This is a genomic window from Streptococcus pseudopneumoniae, from assembly GCF_038148935.1.
In the GTDB taxonomy this organism is placed as follows: Bacteria; Bacillota; Bacilli; order Lactobacillales; family Streptococcaceae; genus Streptococcus; species Streptococcus pseudopneumoniae_U.
In genome coordinates this window covers 39,613-55,461 of record NZ_JBBJZX010000002.1, presented here as the reverse complement: position 1 = coordinate 55,461, position 15,849 = coordinate 39,613, and the positions used below count along the sequence as shown (strand labels likewise).

Annotated in this window: 10 protein-coding genes and 5 pseudogenes; 12 read left to right on the top strand and 3 right to left on the bottom strand. The window is 38.3% G+C overall.

Features of this window, described 5'->3' with window-relative positions; translation table 11 throughout:
• The 5 genes and pseudogenes from WKI42_RS00615 to ftsY all read left to right on the top strand — a co-directional run.
• A pseudogene (locus tag WKI42_RS00615) lies at window positions 1-380 on the top strand (transposase); the annotation flags it as partial.
• 96 nt (window positions 381-476) lie between these two features.
• A pseudogene (locus WKI42_RS00610) lies at window positions 477-1,040 on the top strand (IS66 family transposase); the annotation flags it as partial.
• Between the two features lie 224 nt (window positions 1,041-1,264).
• Window positions 1,265-2,056, top strand: coding sequence for an HAD family hydrolase (locus tag WKI42_RS00605; RefSeq protein WP_368080906.1), 792 nt, complete (start codon window positions 1,265-1,267; stop codon window positions 2,054-2,056).
• A complete protein-coding gene (locus WKI42_RS00600) occupies window positions 2,056-2,874 on the top strand; it encodes a Cof-type HAD-IIB family hydrolase (RefSeq protein ID WP_368080905.1) in 819 nt (272 codons plus the stop codon). Before WKI42_RS00605 ends, WKI42_RS00600 begins: the two co-directional genes overlap by 1 nt.
• Before the next feature lie 3 nt (window positions 2,875-2,877).
• Entirely contained in the window at window positions 2,878-4,167 is a 1,290-nt protein-coding gene (ftsY, locus tag WKI42_RS00595; RefSeq protein WP_368080904.1) for a signal recognition particle-docking protein FtsY, read from the top strand.
• Between the two features lie 46 nt (window positions 4,168-4,213).
• On the opposite strand, the gene zwf is transcribed toward ftsY, so the two are convergent.
• The 3 genes from zwf to WKI42_RS00580 form a co-directional block, all read right to left on the bottom strand.
• Complete coding sequence (gene zwf / locus WKI42_RS00590) at window positions 4,214-5,701, bottom strand: glucose-6-phosphate dehydrogenase (protein ID WP_368080903.1); 1,488 nt, start codon at window positions 5,699-5,701, stop codon at window positions 4,214-4,216.
• A 150-nt stretch (window positions 5,702-5,851) separates the two neighbouring features.
• Window positions 5,852-6,592: an amino acid ABC transporter ATP-binding protein gene (locus tag WKI42_RS00585; protein WP_368080902.1), complete on the bottom strand. Its 741-nt coding sequence runs from the start codon at window positions 6,590-6,592 to the stop codon at window positions 5,852-5,854.
• Entirely contained in the window at window positions 6,592-8,757 is a 2,166-nt protein-coding gene (locus tag WKI42_RS00580) for an ABC transporter substrate-binding protein/permease (RefSeq protein WP_368080901.1), read from the bottom strand. The genes WKI42_RS00585 and WKI42_RS00580 overlap by 1 nt, the downstream gene beginning before the upstream one ends.
• 171 nt (window positions 8,758-8,928) lie before the next feature.
• Here WKI42_RS00580 and WKI42_RS00575 point away from each other — a divergent pair, with 171 nt between their 5' ends.
• The 7 genes and pseudogenes from WKI42_RS00575 to WKI42_RS00540 all read left to right on the top strand — a co-directional run.
• Entirely contained in the window at window positions 8,929-9,882 is a 954-nt protein-coding gene (locus tag WKI42_RS00575) for a CPBP family intramembrane glutamic endopeptidase (RefSeq protein ID WP_368080900.1), read from the top strand.
• A 76-nt stretch (window positions 9,883-9,958) separates the two neighbouring features.
• A complete protein-coding gene (uvrB, locus tag WKI42_RS00570; RefSeq protein WP_368080899.1) occupies window positions 9,959-11,947 on the top strand; it encodes an excinuclease ABC subunit UvrB in 1,989 nt (662 codons plus the stop codon).
• A gap of 157 nt (window positions 11,948-12,104) precedes the next feature.
• The gene (locus tag WKI42_RS00565) at window positions 12,105-13,223 is read left to right on the top strand and encodes an AAA family ATPase (protein WP_112443750.1); all 1,119 of its coding nucleotides are present in this window, start codon (window positions 12,105-12,107) and stop codon (window positions 13,221-13,223) included.
• Entirely contained in the window at window positions 13,216-14,049 is an 834-nt protein-coding gene (locus tag WKI42_RS00560) for a hypothetical protein (RefSeq protein ID WP_173307272.1), read from the top strand. Before WKI42_RS00565 ends, WKI42_RS00560 begins: the two co-directional genes overlap by 8 nt.
• Window positions 14,050-14,372: 323 nt before the next feature.
• Window positions 14,373-14,860 (top strand): annotated as a pseudogene (locus tag WKI42_RS00555) (DUF1697 domain-containing protein).
• A gap of 390 nt (window positions 14,861-15,250) precedes the next feature.
• Window positions 15,251-15,451, top strand: a pseudogene (locus WKI42_RS00545) (hypothetical protein); the annotation flags it as partial.
• Window positions 15,452-15,651: 200 nt separating this feature from the next.
• Window positions 15,652-15,834, top strand: a pseudogene (locus WKI42_RS00540) (hypothetical protein); the annotation flags it as partial.
• Window positions 15,835-15,849 lie beyond the last annotated feature (15 nt).

Sequence of the window (15,849 nt, the reverse complement as noted above, 5' to 3'; positions counted from 1 at the left end):
AATAATTCTAATATTAGGTATATGATTAAATTGATTGATCGTTACGGAATAGAGTTCGTCAAAAAAGGAAAAAATCGTTACTATTCTCCTGATTTAAAACAAGAAATGATTAATAAAGTCTTACATGAAGGCTGGACTAAAGATAGAGTTTCTCTTGAATACAGGCTCCCAAGTCGTACGATACTTCTTAACTGGCTAGCACAATACAAGAAAAACGGGTATACTATTGTTGAGAAAACAAGAGGGAGAGTACCTAAAATGGGACGTAAGCCAAAAAAGAGACCTGAAGAGAGGACAGAATTAGAACGTCTTAAAGCAGAAAATGAGTACCTGAGAGCGGAGAATGCTATCCTAAAAAAGTTAAGAGAACTCCGATTGAATGTTTTCGAAATAACGGTGTACTATTTCAATATCAACATACTATGTTATAACATGTTTTTATAAGATAAGTAACTATAGAAGAAAAGTTTCTATAACAACCTCTTCCTCATCCGAATGAAACCTCTTATTGGGTCTTAAAAAGTGATAGCCAGCAGACCTATTATTAGACTTTTTTGTCAGGGAAAGATGAGCAACAAGGTATCACGCTTTACCATCATGATCAGCGACGGAGTGGTTTAGTAGTTCAGAAATCCCAGGGAGCTTATTCTGCCTATGCGATAGCAGTCCAATGTTTAGGAGCAAAGCGATGCTAAGCTTGATAAACTGCGAGATGCTCGTCTGCTTATCGTCAACTGTAAGAAGCTGCACTTGTTGGTTGTTGGGCACATGTGAGAAAGGAGTTTTTTGAAGCGACGCCCAAGCAAGTGGGGAAATCATTGTTAGGTGCTAAAGGCTTAGCTTATTGATGGGATACATTGTCAACTGATGAACGACTACAGAAACGTCAAGAAAAGCTCCAACACTTAATGGAAGACTTCTTTGTTTGGTGCCGGCTCCAGTCAGTTTTACAGGGTTCAGAACTAGGGAAGACTATTGAATACAGGCTCAATTATGAAGAAACCTTTAAGACAATTTTGAAAGACGAGCATCTCGTCCTTGTTTTTCGATTTTTATCAGATTAATTTCAACTTTTATTGGCATTGGAAGTTAGTTTGGGAATTTAGAAAAAATCCAGATATACCAAAGGGGTAAGCGATATTGGATAAAAATCAAGTGATAAAGTAGGGAGTTTATCAAGCGTCTAATCTCAAATGTATTAGGCGCTATTTGCTTTTTCTATGGTATAATAGAAGGTGGATTTATTAAGGAGTATGAAGAATTTATGATTAAACTAGTAGCAACGGATATGGACGGAACCTTCCTAGATGGGAATGGGCGCTTTGATATGGACCGTCTCAAGTCTCTTTTGGCTTCCTACAAGGAAAAAGGGATTTACTTTGCAGTGGCTTCGGGGCGCGGATTTCTATCCTTAGAAAAATTATTTGCTGATGTTCGTGATGACATTATTTTCATCGCGGAAAATGGCAGTTTGGTAGAGTATCAAGGTCAGGACTTGTATGAAGCGACTATGTCTCGTGACTTTTATTTGACGACTTTTGAAAAGCTGAAAACATCACCTTATGTAGACATCAATAAATTGCTCTTGACGGGGAAAAAAGGCTCTTATGTGCTAGATACGGTTGATGAGACCTATTTAAAAGTGAGTCAGCACTATAATGAAAATATTCAAAAAGTAGCGAGTCTGGAAGATATTACAGATGATATTTTCAAATTTACAACCAACTTCACAGAAGAAACGCTAGAAGCTGGGGAAGATTGGGTCAATGAACATGTTCCTGGTGTTAAGGCCATGACAACTGGCTTTGAATCCATTGATATTGTTCTGGACTATGTCGATAAGGGAGTGGCTATTGTTGAATTAGTTAAAAAACTTGGTATCACGATGGATCAGGTTATGGCTTTTGGAGACAATCTTAATGACTTACATATGATGCAGGTTGTGGGACATCCTGTAGCTCCTGAAAATGCACGACCAGAAATTTTAGAATTAGCAGAGACTGTGATTGGTCACCATAAGGACCAGTCGGTTATAGCTTATATGGAGGGCTTATAATGGCAGATATAAAATTGATTGCATTGGACTTGGATGGGACCTTGCTGACTACTGATAAAAGGCTGACGGATCGTACCAAGGCAACCTTGCAAGCTGCGCGTGACCGTGGGATTAAGGTCGTATTGACAACTGGTCGTCCCTTAAAAGCTATGGATTTCTTCCTCCATGAGCTAGGGACTGACGGTCAGGAAGATGAGTATACCATTACCTTTAATGGTGGTTTGGTTCAGAAAAATACAGGTGAAATCCTTGATAAGACAGTCTTTTCATATGATGATGTGGCACGTTTGTATGAAGAAACAGAGAAATTATCACTGCCTCTTGACGCTATCTCAGAAGGAACTGTTTATCAAATCCAATCAGACCAAGAAAGTCTTTATGCCAAATTCAATCCAGCATTGACTTTTGTTCCAGTGGACTTTGAAGACTTGTCTAGTCAGATGACCTACAATAAGTGCGTGACTGCCTTTGCTCAAGAACCCTTGGATGCAGCCATTCAGAAGATTTCTCCAGAATTGTTTGACCAATATGAAATCTTTAAATCACGTGAAATGTTGCTAGAGTGGTCACCAAAGAATGTTCATAAAGCAACAGGTTTGGCAAAACTAATCAGCCATCTAGGAATCGACCAAAGCCAAGTCATGGCTTGTGGTGACGAGGCCAATGACCTCTCTATGATTGAATGGGCAGGACTCGGTGTTGCCATGCAAAATGCAGTTCCTGAAGTTAAGGCAGTCGCAAATGTAGTGACGCCAATGATCAATGATGAAGAGGCTGTCGCCTGGGCTATCGAAGAATATGTGCTAAAGGAGAACTAAGATATGGGATTATTTGATCGTCTATTCGGAAAAAAAGAAGAACCTAAAATCGAAGAAGTTGTAAAAGAAGCTCTGGAAAATCTTGATTTGTCTGAAGATGTTGAGCCTGCCTTAACAGAATCTGAGGAAGTTCCTCATGAAGAAGCAGAAGTTGAAAGTTCTGAAGAAGCTGTGCTCCAAGAAGAGGAAAACCAAGTCATAGTTGAAGAAAATTATGATTCAGAGTCAGTTGTAGAAGTTTCTCAAGAAGAAGTCGAAGAATTACCAAACTCAGAAGAAGTCACAAAGGAAGAGAATTCTGAGCTCCTAGAGACTGTAGAAGAAAATAATTTTGAAGTTCTTGAAGCAGAAACGCCTCAAGCAGAAGAAACTGTTCAGGAAAAATATGACCGCAGTCTTAAGAAAACTCGCACAGGTTTCGGTGCTCGCTTGAACGCCTTCTTTGCTAATTTCCGCTCTGTTGACGAAGAATTCTTCGAGGAACTGGAAGAACTACTAATCATGAGTGACGTTGGTGTCCAAGTCGCTTCTAACTTAACAGAGGAGTTACGTTACGAAGCCAAGCTTGAAAACGCTAAGAAACCAGACGCACTTCGCCGTGTCATCATTGAGAAATTGGTTGAGCTCTATGAAAAGGATGGTAACTACGATGAAAGCATCCACTTCCAAGATGGCTTGACAGTCATGCTCTTTGTCGGGGTCAATGGTGTTGGGAAAACAACCTCTATCGGGAAACTAGCCCACCGCTACAAACAAGCTGGCAAGAAAGTCATGTTGGTTGCGGCAGATACCTTCCGTGCTGGTGCCGTTGCCCAATTAGCAGAATGGGGACGCCGTGTGGATGTTCCAGTTGTGACTGGACCTGAAAAAGCTGACCCAGCAAGCGTAGTCTTTGATGGCATGGAACGTGCCGTATCTGAAGGTATCGATATTCTTATGATTGACACCGCTGGTCGTTTGCAAAACAAGGACAACCTCATGGCTGAGTTGGAGAAGATTGGACGCATCATCAAACGTGTTGTGCCCGAAGCTCCGCATGAAACCTTTTTGGCACTTGATGCATCAACAGGTCAAAATGCCCTGGTACAGGCCAAGGAATTTTCAAAAATTACCCCTTTGACAGGAATTGTCTTGACTAAGATTGATGGAACTGCTCGAGGTGGTGTTGTTCTAGCCATCCGTGAAGAACTCAATATTCCTGTAAAATTGATTGGTTTTGGTGAAAAAATCGATGATATTGGAGAGTTTAACTCAGAAAACTTTATGAAAGGTCTCTTAGAAGGCTTAATCTAATCAGAAGCAAAAATCCTGCAAGCTACAAACTTGCAGGAAATTTTTTTTATTCTAAACGACCATCTTGACGATAGACAATATCTGGTTGCCAAGTCCATTTGGCACCGAATTTTTCAAGTAAGTCAAAGCTTGCTTGAGGTCCCATGCTTCCAGCTTTATAGTCATGAAGTGGGGCACCATTTTGAGCCCAGAGTTCTTCGATACGGTCAATCAATTTCCATGACGCACCAACTTCATCCCAGTGGCTAAAGTTAGTTGAGTTGTTATTTAGGACATCATAAATCAATTTCTCGTATGGTTCTGGAGAAGCACCAGTTGCGGTCGCATCTGTACGGTAATCCAGTGAGTTAGGAGCCAAGTTAAATTCTTCTCCTACTTGCTTCCCATTTAGACTGAGAGAGAAACCTTCTGTTGGTTGGATATAGATGGTCAAAATGTTTGGAGCAAGTGGTTCTCCAAAGATAGAGTCCATTTGTTTAAAGACGATGTTGACATGAGTTCCTTTTTCAGTTAGTCGTTTACCTGTACGGAAAAAGAAAGGAACACCACGGAATCGATCGCTGTCTACAAAGAAAGCACCAGATGCAAAGGTTTCAGTTGTAGATTCTGGATTCACATTTGGCTCGCTACGATAAGAGATGTATTTCATGCCATCAATCTTACCAGAACGGTATTGACCACGGATAAAGTGTTCTTTAAGTTCTTCATCAGTTGGGTGATAGAGGTTTTTAAAGACCTTAATCTTCTCAGCACGGATCTCATCTTTTGTGAAGCTGGCTGGTTTGTCCATAGCAAGGAGAGAAAGGAGTTGTAGAGTGTGGTTCTGTACCATGTCACGGAGGGCACCAGATTGGTCATAGTAGCCACCACGTTCTTCTACACCCAAGCGCTCTGCAAAGGTAATTTGAACATTGTCGATAAAGTCCTTGTTCCACACATTTTCAAAAATCAGGTTGGCAAAGCGAACTGCAAAGATGCTTTGGATCATTTCCTTACCAAGATAATGGTCAATACGGAAAATTTGTTCTTCGTCAAATGTTGCTAGGAGCTCGTCATTTAACTTGCTTGCGCTTGCGTAATCTGTACCAAATGGTTTCTCAACGATTAAACGTTCAAAACCTTTTCCATCTACGATATTTTCAGACTTGAGGTGTTTGGCAATGGTTCCAAAGAATTGAGGTGCCATAGACAAGAAGAAGAGCTTGTTGTGTTCAGCTTGGTACTTGTCATTTAGTTCGGCCTGCAATTGACGTAGAGCAATGTAGTGTTCTGTATCATTGACATCATGACTTTGATAGTAGAAGTGGCTAGCGAACTCTTGAGCCTGTTCGGTACTATCTGCCAAATCAAGGATCGATTCGACTACAACAGATTCAAAATATTCCTTGCTCCAAGGACGACGGGCAGTTCCAATGACAGCAAAGTGCTCGGAAAGATTGCCGGATTTATATAGTCTAAATAGGGAAGGGTAGAGCTTGCGTTTAGCCAGGTCTCCACTCGCACCGAAAATTGTAACAATAACCTTAGATGACATCTAGCTACCTAATTTCTATTTTTATTCCTAGTCTTGCTAGGTATGAGGAAACCTCATTTCATAAACTTAATTCTAACATAATTTTCCGAAAAATCAAAAAATCCAATACGAGGTAGAAAAAAACTGCAAGGAAATCCTTACAGTTTGCGTTTAGACGTTTAAGACCTTGTCCAAGAAATCTTTCAGACGTGGGTGTTGAGGGTTATCAAAGATTTGATCAGGTGTTCCGTCTTCTAGGAACTCGCCATCTGCAGTAAAGATAACGCGGTTGGCAACCTGACGAGCAAATCCCATCTCATGGGTTACGATAATCATGGTCATACCTTGCTCAGCCAATTCCTTCATAACGTTTAGTACGTCTCCGACCATCTCAGGGTCAAGGGCAGAAGTTGGTTCATCAAAGAGCATGATGTCTGGATTCATTGCAAGTCCACGAGCGATGGCCACACGTTGTTTTTGACCACCTGACAGGCTATCTGGACAGGCCTTAGCCTTATCTGCTAGTCCAACCTTGTCAAGCAACTCCATTCCCAATTTTTCAGCTTCTTCCTTAGCCATCAACTTGTGCTCAATAGGAGCAAAGGTGATGTTGTCCAATACAGACATGTGTGGGAAAAGATTGAAGTGTTGGAACACCATTCCGATATTTTCACGGACGTGGTCAACATTGGTTGTTTTTTCAGTTAAGTCATAACCGTTCACAGTGATGTGACCGCTAGTGACTTCTTCCAAAAGATTGAGGCTACGGAGGAAAGTTGACTTACCAGAACCTGAAGGACCGATGATACAAACAACATCTCCTTCATAGAACTTAGTCGTAATTCCTTTTAGGACTTCATTTTTTCCGTAGCTTTTGTGTAAATCATTTACATCAATTTTTAATTTTGCCATTAACGAATCCTCTTTTCTAAGCGTTTCGCTAGTTTAGTCAAAAGTGTGATAATTACAAGATAGAAGATAGCAAGGATTGCATACATCTTGAAACTTTGGTAGTTACGGGCAATGATAATCTTACCAGTTTGGAAGAGTTCAACCAAACCGATAGCAGATACGATTGTTGTATCTTTAAGAGCGATAACGAATTGGTTGACAAAGTTTGGCAACATCAATTTAGTTGCTTGTGGCAAGATAATCTTACGCATGGTTTTTCCATAAGAGATACCTAAGCTTCGACTGGCTTCCATTTGGCCAACTGGAACGGCCTGAATACCACCACGAACGATCTCAGCGATATAAGCGGCTGCATTGAGCGATAGGGCAATAGTACCAGCTACGAAATCGTTAATTGGGCTTTGTTGGCCTGTGATAGACTCGATGAAGTTTGGAATTCCCCAGAAGATGAAGGCTGCAAGAATCATCAATGGAATACCACGGATAACGTCAACGAAAATCTCAGAGATCACACGAAGAGATTTGTAGGGGCTAACGCTAAACATACCGAAGATAATCCCGATGACAATGGCAATAGCAAATGAGATAAGAGCTAGAGCAAGAGTGATACCAAGCCCGCTAAGGAGTTGTTTGTAGTTGTTTTGAAGCAAGCCCCAGATAGTTGTTTCATCAACAGTGCTTGTTGATGTAGTTGATGATTCGCTAGCTAGGTATTTATCAAGAATCTTTTGGAATTCACCGTTTGCTTTAAGGTTTGCAAGTCCGTTGTTAAACATTTCAATCAATTCTGGATTTGCTCCTTTTTTAACAGCAAAGGCTGTTTCACCGATTGGAGTTCCAGCGATTGGGGTTTTCAATTTTTGACCTTGGCTGATAGAATATTTGAGAACAGGCTCATCATCCATAACGGCATCGATGGCACCAGTGTTTAAACTGTCATACATTGACGAACCATCAGCGAAGGTTTTGATTTTGTAGCCGTATTTGCTTTGATTTTCAGTTAGGAAGGTTTGAGAAGCAGTTCCGTTTTTAACACCGACCGTCTTCCCTTTCAAATCTTCATAAGAAGCAATGGTACTTGATTCTTTGACGCCGAGGATTGTGTTTGCAGTGTAGTATGAATCTGAGAAATCAAAAGTCGCCTTACGAGCATCTGTGACAGACATACCAGCAATGATACCATCTGCTTGACCAGCCTGAACAGCACTGATAGCGGCATCGAAACCAGGGTTGGTGATTTCAATTTCAAAACCTTGGTCTTTAGCGATTGCCTTAATCAATTCCATATCAATACCAGTGTATTGGTTGCTTGAATTTTGGAAAACAAAGGGTGCAAAAGAAGAATCACTTGCAATGATGTATTTAGCTTTAACAGGAATAGCTTTTAAGCCTGCTAAAGTAGTTGTAGTTGGCACTGCTGAAGATGATGAAGCAGTCCATTTCTTGATGATTTTATCAAGACTACCATCTTTTTTCATCTCAGCCAAGGCTTGGTTAAATTCAGTGACCAGGTGCTCGTATTTGCTTCCTTTTTTAACACCGAAAGCAAAGCTACCTACAGCTTCACCATCCATTTCAATATGGAGGTCTTGCCCTTGGTTAATGGCATACTCGATAACAGGTTTGTCATCCATCATGGCATCGATGGCACCAGCACTCAAGCTGTTGTTCATCAAATCACTAGTGTCAAATGTTTTAATAGTAAAACCGTATTTATCTTTGATTGTTTCAAGAAAACGTTGAGCAGCAGTTCCGTTTTTAACACCAACGGTTTTGCCAGTTAATTGGTCGTACTTGCTAATCTTGTGTGCCTTTGTAGTTGCAATGACAACTTTTGTATCATAGTAAGTATCAGACATGGTGAAAACTTTTTCACGTTCTTTCGTCTTTGTCATCCCTGCCATGATAGCGTCAGCTTGACCAGCTTGAACCGCATTTACCGCTGCGTCAAATCCGGGATAAGACATCTGAATGTTCCACCCTTTAATCTCAGCGACTTTGTTGATAATGTCAACATCAATTCCTTTATAAGTTTGATCTGAATCTTTAAACTCAAAAGGTGCATAGGCGGTATCAGAAACAATCTTAATCGTTTCAGCTTTGGCAATACCTAATGAGAAAATTGGGAATAAAATTAGCAAAAATGCTAGAAATTTTTTCTTCATTTTTAGTCTCCTTTTCCGAATATTTTCCCATTATATCAGAAAAAGTAAAAAAAGGCAAATTTTTATATTTCTGTGTCAGAAAATGTAACATTATTTTTTCTTTTCTTTCTTGAATTGCTATTAAAAAGTGCTATAATAATAGTACATAATAGAAGAAAAGAGGACAGGAACATGAAGGAAAAAAGAATATTGAAAGACTTCCAAGCTTCAAAAATGAGTTTAAACATTTACACAAGCCCCTTGTTAGCTCTATTTTTCGTCTATATATCTGAGTTCATATCTTCTCTATTTTTTGGCCTTAGTTTTTTAGCATTGATCGGGCTATTTAGCAATCTTGGTATGGGGGGTCAAAGAATTGCAGATTTCCTTCAAATGTTATTTCAGAATTTATCTGATAAAACAAGTGACATCCATTTAATATTTGAATTATTGTCCTTTGGTTTTATCATCTTAACTGTGTTTAGATGGACTAGAAAAGTAGAGAAAAGACCGATTCGAACCTTGGGATTCTATAAAGAAAATTTTTTAAGTGCCTTATTTAAAGGATACGGTCTTGGTCTATCCCTCTTTATACTTGCTTTGGCTGGACTAGTAGTGTTGGGGCAGTATCAATTTGACTCCATTCACTTGGATACTTATTCGCTAGCTTTTACTTTATTTACAATACCTTTTTGGATTTTACAAGGAACGGCAGAAGAATTGGTTACTCGTGTTTGGCTGATTCCACAATTGGCTAAGAGAACTAATCTTAAAGTCGCTATTATCATATCTAGTAGTCTCTTTACCTTACTTCATTTAGGAAATCCAGGCATAACTTTCTTATCTGCAATTGATCTCTTTTTATTCGGAGTTGCCATGTCCCTATATCTTCTTAAAACAGATACTATATGGGGTATAGGTGGTATTCATGGAGCTTGGAATTTCGCACAGGGAAACCTCTTTGGAGTATTAGTTAGTGGTCAGTCTTCAGGAACCTCAATCATGAAATTTACTCCACAAGGCAATCAAGACTGGCTTTCTGGTGGGTCTTTTGGTATTGAGGGTTCCATCGTGTCCAGTATTATTTTGTTTGTGCTGATTCTTTATCTCGCTTATCAATTAAAGAAAGAAAATGAAAGGATGTGACTTCGGTCCGTCCTTTTCTTCGTGAAAATGCTATAAGTATGCTAAAATAGGAATAGCACATGGAGAGAGGATTCTTATGATTAACCGCATTACAGAAAATCAATTTAAACTAGTATCAAAATATCAACCTTCAGGAGATCAACCCCAAGCTATCGAGCAGTTGGTTGATAATATCGAGGGGGGAGAAAAAGCTCAGATTCTGATGGGGGCGACCGGAACAGGGAAGACCTATACTATGAGTCAGGTCATTTCCAAAGTCAATAAACCAACTCTGGTCATCGCCCACAATAAAACTCTGGCGGGTCAGCTCTATGGGGAGTTTAAGGAATTTTTCCCTGAAAATGCTGTTGAGTACTTCGTATCCTACTATGATTATTACCAACCAGAGGCCTATGTCCCTTCCAGTGATACCTATATTGAAAAGGATAGTTCTGTCAATGACGAGATTGACAAGCTCCGCCACTCAGCGACTTCGGCCCTTCTGGAGCGTAATGATGTTATCGTCGTTGCCTCAGTCTCTTGTATCTATGGTTTGGGTTCGCCCAAGGAATACGCTGATAGTGTCGTTAGTCTCCGTCCAGGTCTTGAAATTTCTCGTGATAAACTCTTGAATGACTTGGTTGATATCCAGTTTGAACGAAATGATATTGATTTCCAACGCGGAAGATTTCGCGTTCGTGGGGATGTAGTGGAGATTTTCCCAGCCTCCCGTGATGAGCATGCCTTTCGAGTAGAATTTTTTGGAGACGAAATTGACCGTATTCGTGAGGTTGAAGCCTTGACTGGTCAGGTATTGGGAGAAGTGGATCATTTGGCGATTTTCCCTGCGACTCACTTCGTGACCAATGATGACCACATGGAAGTTGCCATTGCTAAAATTCAAGCAGAGTTAGAGGAGCAGTTAGCTGTCTTTGAAAAGGAAGGTAAACTGCTAGAAGCCCAGCGTTTGAAACAGCGGACAGAGTATGATATTGAGATGTTGCGTGAGATGGGCTATACCAACGGGGTTGAGAACTATTCACGCCACATGGATGGTCGTAGCGAAGGTGAGCCTCCTTATACGCTTCTCGACTTCTTCCCAGATGATTTCTTGATTATGATTGATGAAAGTCACATGACTATGGGACAAATCAAGGGCATGTACAATGGAGACCGCTCTCGTAAGGAAATGCTGGTTAATTATGGTTTCCGTTTGCCGTCTGCTCTGGACAATCGTCCTCTCCGTCGTGAAGAGTTTGAAAGTCATGTACATCAGATTGTCTACGTTTCAGCGACACCTGGTGACTATGAAAATGAACAGACCGAGACAGTGATTGAGCAAATCATTCGTCCGACAGGTCTTTTGGATCCTGAGGTGGAAGTCCGTACGACTATGGGACAGATTGATGACCTTTTGGGTGAAATCAATGCTCGTGTTGAAAAGAACGAGCGAACCTTTATCACAACCTTGACCAAGAAAATGGCAGAAGACTTGACCGACTACTTTAAAGAAATGGGCATCAAGGTCAAGTACATGCACTCGGACATCAAGACCTTGGAGCGGACAGAGATTATCCGTGACCTGCGCTTGGGTGTCTTTGATGTCTTGGTCGGAATCAACCTGCTCCGTGAAGGAATTGACGTTCCTGAAGTGAGCCTCGTAGCGATTCTCGATGCTGACAAGGAAGGTTTCCTTCGTAACGAACGTGGACTCATCCAAACCATTGGTCGTGCTGCCCGTAATAGCGAAGGGCATGTTATCATGTATGCGGACACGATCACTCAGTCTATGCAACGTGCCATTGATGAAACGGCTCGTCGTCGGAAAATCCAGATGGCTTATAATGAAGAGAATGGTATTGTACCACAGACAATCAAGAAAGAAATCCGTGACCTGATTGCCGTGACCAAGGCAGTTGCTAAGGAAGAGGACAAGGAAGTCGACATCAATAGCCTCAACAAACAAGAACGCAAAGAACTCGTCAAGAAACTAGAAAAACAAATGCAAGAAGCCGTCGAAGTGCTTGACTTTGAACTAGCTGCCCAGATTCGTGATATGATGCTGGAAGTCAAGGCGTTGGGGTAAGGGAATTCGTAAATGTAGTGTGATAATGAATTAGCCAATTTTTACTGATATAAAGCCCCATTTTTAATATACTGGGGGGCGTATCTTGCACTGAGTGAAAATTTGTTGTATAATTAAAATGGCCGTAATTTTTTTACGATTAATAGGAGGTATGGAAATGTTACAAAAATTTAAGGTAAAAGGTTTTAAAAATTTTGCATCACAAATTGAGTTTGATTTAACAGCTGGAAATTATTCATTTAATGATAGTATTGTAAAAAATAATATTCTTACTACTGCAGTTATATATGGTGATAATGCTTCGGGCAAATCAAACCTAGGTTTAGCTATAATGGATATTATAACTCATCTGACAGATAATGAAAAAAATATTAATGATTATAAAAAACATTTTTTAAATCTAGAAACTACGCCTGAGTATGCCAAATTTGATTATACCTTTAATTTCAATGATCACATTGTAAAATATAATTATTGTAAAAAAGAGTATGATGTGATTTTATATGAAGAATTATTCATAGATAATGAATTGATTGTTAAATACGATAGGCAGGAGCAGATAAAAATAATAAATCTGAAAAATGGTGGTGAAATAAATTTTGAAAAATTAAGAGATGATCAATCACTGGTAAAACTTGCCTATGTTTATTCGACGGGTGGTGATCAGGAAGAAGATACAAAAGATGCTATTTTTGATAGATTTATTAAGTTTGTTGATTCAATGTTATCCTTTGATTCAATTTATGGAAATCACTATCAAGGATATACGACAGGACGTGGACAAATTGCTGAAATGATTATTAAAAAAGATAAGGTTAAAGACTATCAACAATTTCTTTCTGAGGTTGGTATTCATTATGAATTGTTTGAAAAAGAGATTGATGATTCGAAACATATTTTTGCAAAATTTCCATCGGGAAAAGAGGCTAATTTCTTTAATATTATGTCTAAAGGAACTCTAGCTTTATCTTTGTTTTTCATGTGGTATATGCAAATAGTAGATGGAATTCAATTTTTGTTTATTGATGAATTTGATTCTTATTTTCACCATAATGTATCTAGAGTGTTAATAAATAAATTAAAATCCTCATCGGTTCAAGTTGTTTTAACTACACATAATACTGCAAATATGTCTAACTCTATTTTAAGACCTGATAGTTATTTTACTATTTCTAATAATAGAATTGCTAATATTGCGAATCGTTCTGGTCGTGAAATACGTCAAGCACAAAATATAGAAAAAATGTATCGCGCAGGTAGTTTTGATAATGAGTAATATATTATTTATTGTTGAGGGAGCCAAAGACGAACCGAAATATATAGACCAATTTATTCAATATCACAAAGAAGTCATGGAGCAAAACGGAAATGATGTATCTCCGATCATTGTCCAGAGCTACGGAACATTGATTTATGATCTATATAAAAGGATTTCTAGTTATCCAGAGGAGGATGAATTTGAAACGATTCCTGTCCTACTAGAAATATTAAAAGGTAAGTCCATAGAGTATAGTGATGAGCTAGAAAATCATGAAAAGTTCTCGGATATTTTTCTATTTTTTGACTTAGATGCACATTACCACTACAAGAAAGATAAAAGGAATGATCAGGTTTATAAAGAGATTAATAAACTTTTGTCCTTTTTTAATGAATCAACTGACAAAGGAAAGCTACTAATTAGTTATCCTATGTTTGAAGCTTTAAAATGCTTTAAAGATGATTTTATAAATGGGAGTAATGTATTGTGCCATTTGTTTAATATTTATGAGGTCAAGAAGAAAGGTAGTAGTACAACATTCAAAAGAAAATATAAGTGTATATCTTCAGAGTGTTATAAAAATCCGGATTATTCTAAAGAGAAGATTGAAAAATTAGTCCAATATTTTATATTGTGTTCTTTCTGTTTAGTTGAAAATCCAACCGATATTTCCAATTCTGAAACTATATTTATAAAACAATATGAAAAATTAATTAATCAGAGGGAGCAGGTTCTGATTTTATCTGCTTTTCCACATTTTATAATTGATATTTTTGGAATAGAGCGATATTGTGAAATTTGGGATTGGACTTTTACATTTAAAAATATTTCTGAGTGTAGTTAAAACTCCTTATATTATTGATTGTCAGAAGTGATGTTACAGTAACACTACTGTCAATTAAGAAAAATCTAACTAACTTGGATAGATTTAGCATTTTTATTGACTAGTGCTATATTTACCGTATTACCTTATGTGAAAAAGATTGATATTACAAAATTAGGCTCAGTGGAGTCTAGAAGCGGTGAACAAACTTCAAAAGAGAAGTAATAGAATATCATCAGAAACAACTTACTATTTTAGCCTTACTGAATAGATAAAAGGAGCACTATAGGCATTATGAGCTTTTACTCCGTGACATCAATGTCGGTGGAAAAATCAAGGTTGTCATGTCTGATTTGAAGACGGTTTGGCTAAGTTGAATTTTGAAAATCCAGTTTTCTACATCAATAGTGGCAATCTTTTCTTTGATAGTGAGGAGCAAAAGGAGAGGATTCGGGAGATTTTGACGGCTTGTTTCAGTCGGTCTTCTGATTTTCCTCTGCCTTTTGTCCTTGTCAACTCTTCCATACTTGAAAAGGAAACAGCAAATCTACTTACATGATGGCAGGCTGAAACAGCCTTTCAGCTAGACGTTCTCTTTTATCTGCCCAAGATTGATAGGGAGAGTGTCCAAGAGCTGGCAGGTAGTCGGGCAAATGACAGGGAGCAGATGCACTTTGGGCAGGCTGCTTTCTTTTATAGCAATGTGGATCTAGAGGACTATTTCAAGTCCAACTACCGTAAGAAACTACGCAAGTCCAGTTTCTACAAGCAACTAATTTTCCGAAACGGTAAGACTTTCCAGAAGATAGTGGAGTTGGTGAATGAGAAGTAAGATAAATAAGAAAAGTAAAAGTTCAGGAGAACAAGTTTAGTCTTTGGTTGGAAAAACATTGGGTAGTAGAAGTTTTTTAAAATTATTTAGTCTTAATAGTTGTTGCGATTAGTGTGGGATATTTAACTTTTGGTAATGAGAGCATTCCTGCTTCACTTCGTTATTTTAATTATATTAGTCCTTTATATGTATACTTGTTCCTCTTGGTGCTTATTCTTTATTATTTTCGATTTGGTAGCCTGATTAAATAAAGATGGAAATGTTTTTTGCCATCTTTAATCAGTTTTGATTCCCGCTATGTTTGCTTTCCAATTGTTACCTATCTAATCTTTTTCTTCACCTTATTATTTACTATGGTGATTTTAAAATATAATAAAAAAGGAGAAAAAAATTACCGACGCAAATTTCTCAAAGGTATTTTCATTTAAAACACTCTATCTGAACTTCCTAACCTTTGAAATTTTTCATTTGATTTTGTTAGTTTTAGGTCTATCCTTTACTTCGGTCTTGTGGAATAGATGGTTTTTTATTCTTTGTTTGACTTTCTTTATCCATTCTTGGATAGTCTTTTTTAGGACAAGAGATTTTCATTGATATCATCTCATTTTTGAATTATTCAATGCACTAGTCGCACTTTATACTCAATGAAAATCAAAGTGCAAACTAGGAAACTAGCCGCAGGTTGCTCAAAACATTGTTTTGAGGTTGTGGATAGAACTGACAGAATCAGTATTATATACCTACGGCAAGGCGAATCTGGCGTGGTTGGCTCTTTGATTTTCGAAGAGTACTACTTTTGGTTTTCGGCATTCTTGCTTTGTCAATCATTCCGAGTTCAGCCATTTCCATTAATATAGACTATCATATACAAAATAAAGAAATTATCATTGTCAGAGGTTTTGTGGCAACATCATGAATTGATCAATTCCTGTATCATGAAGTCAGAAGTAAAATACAACGAAGATATGTTTTAATAACTTAGAAAGCGA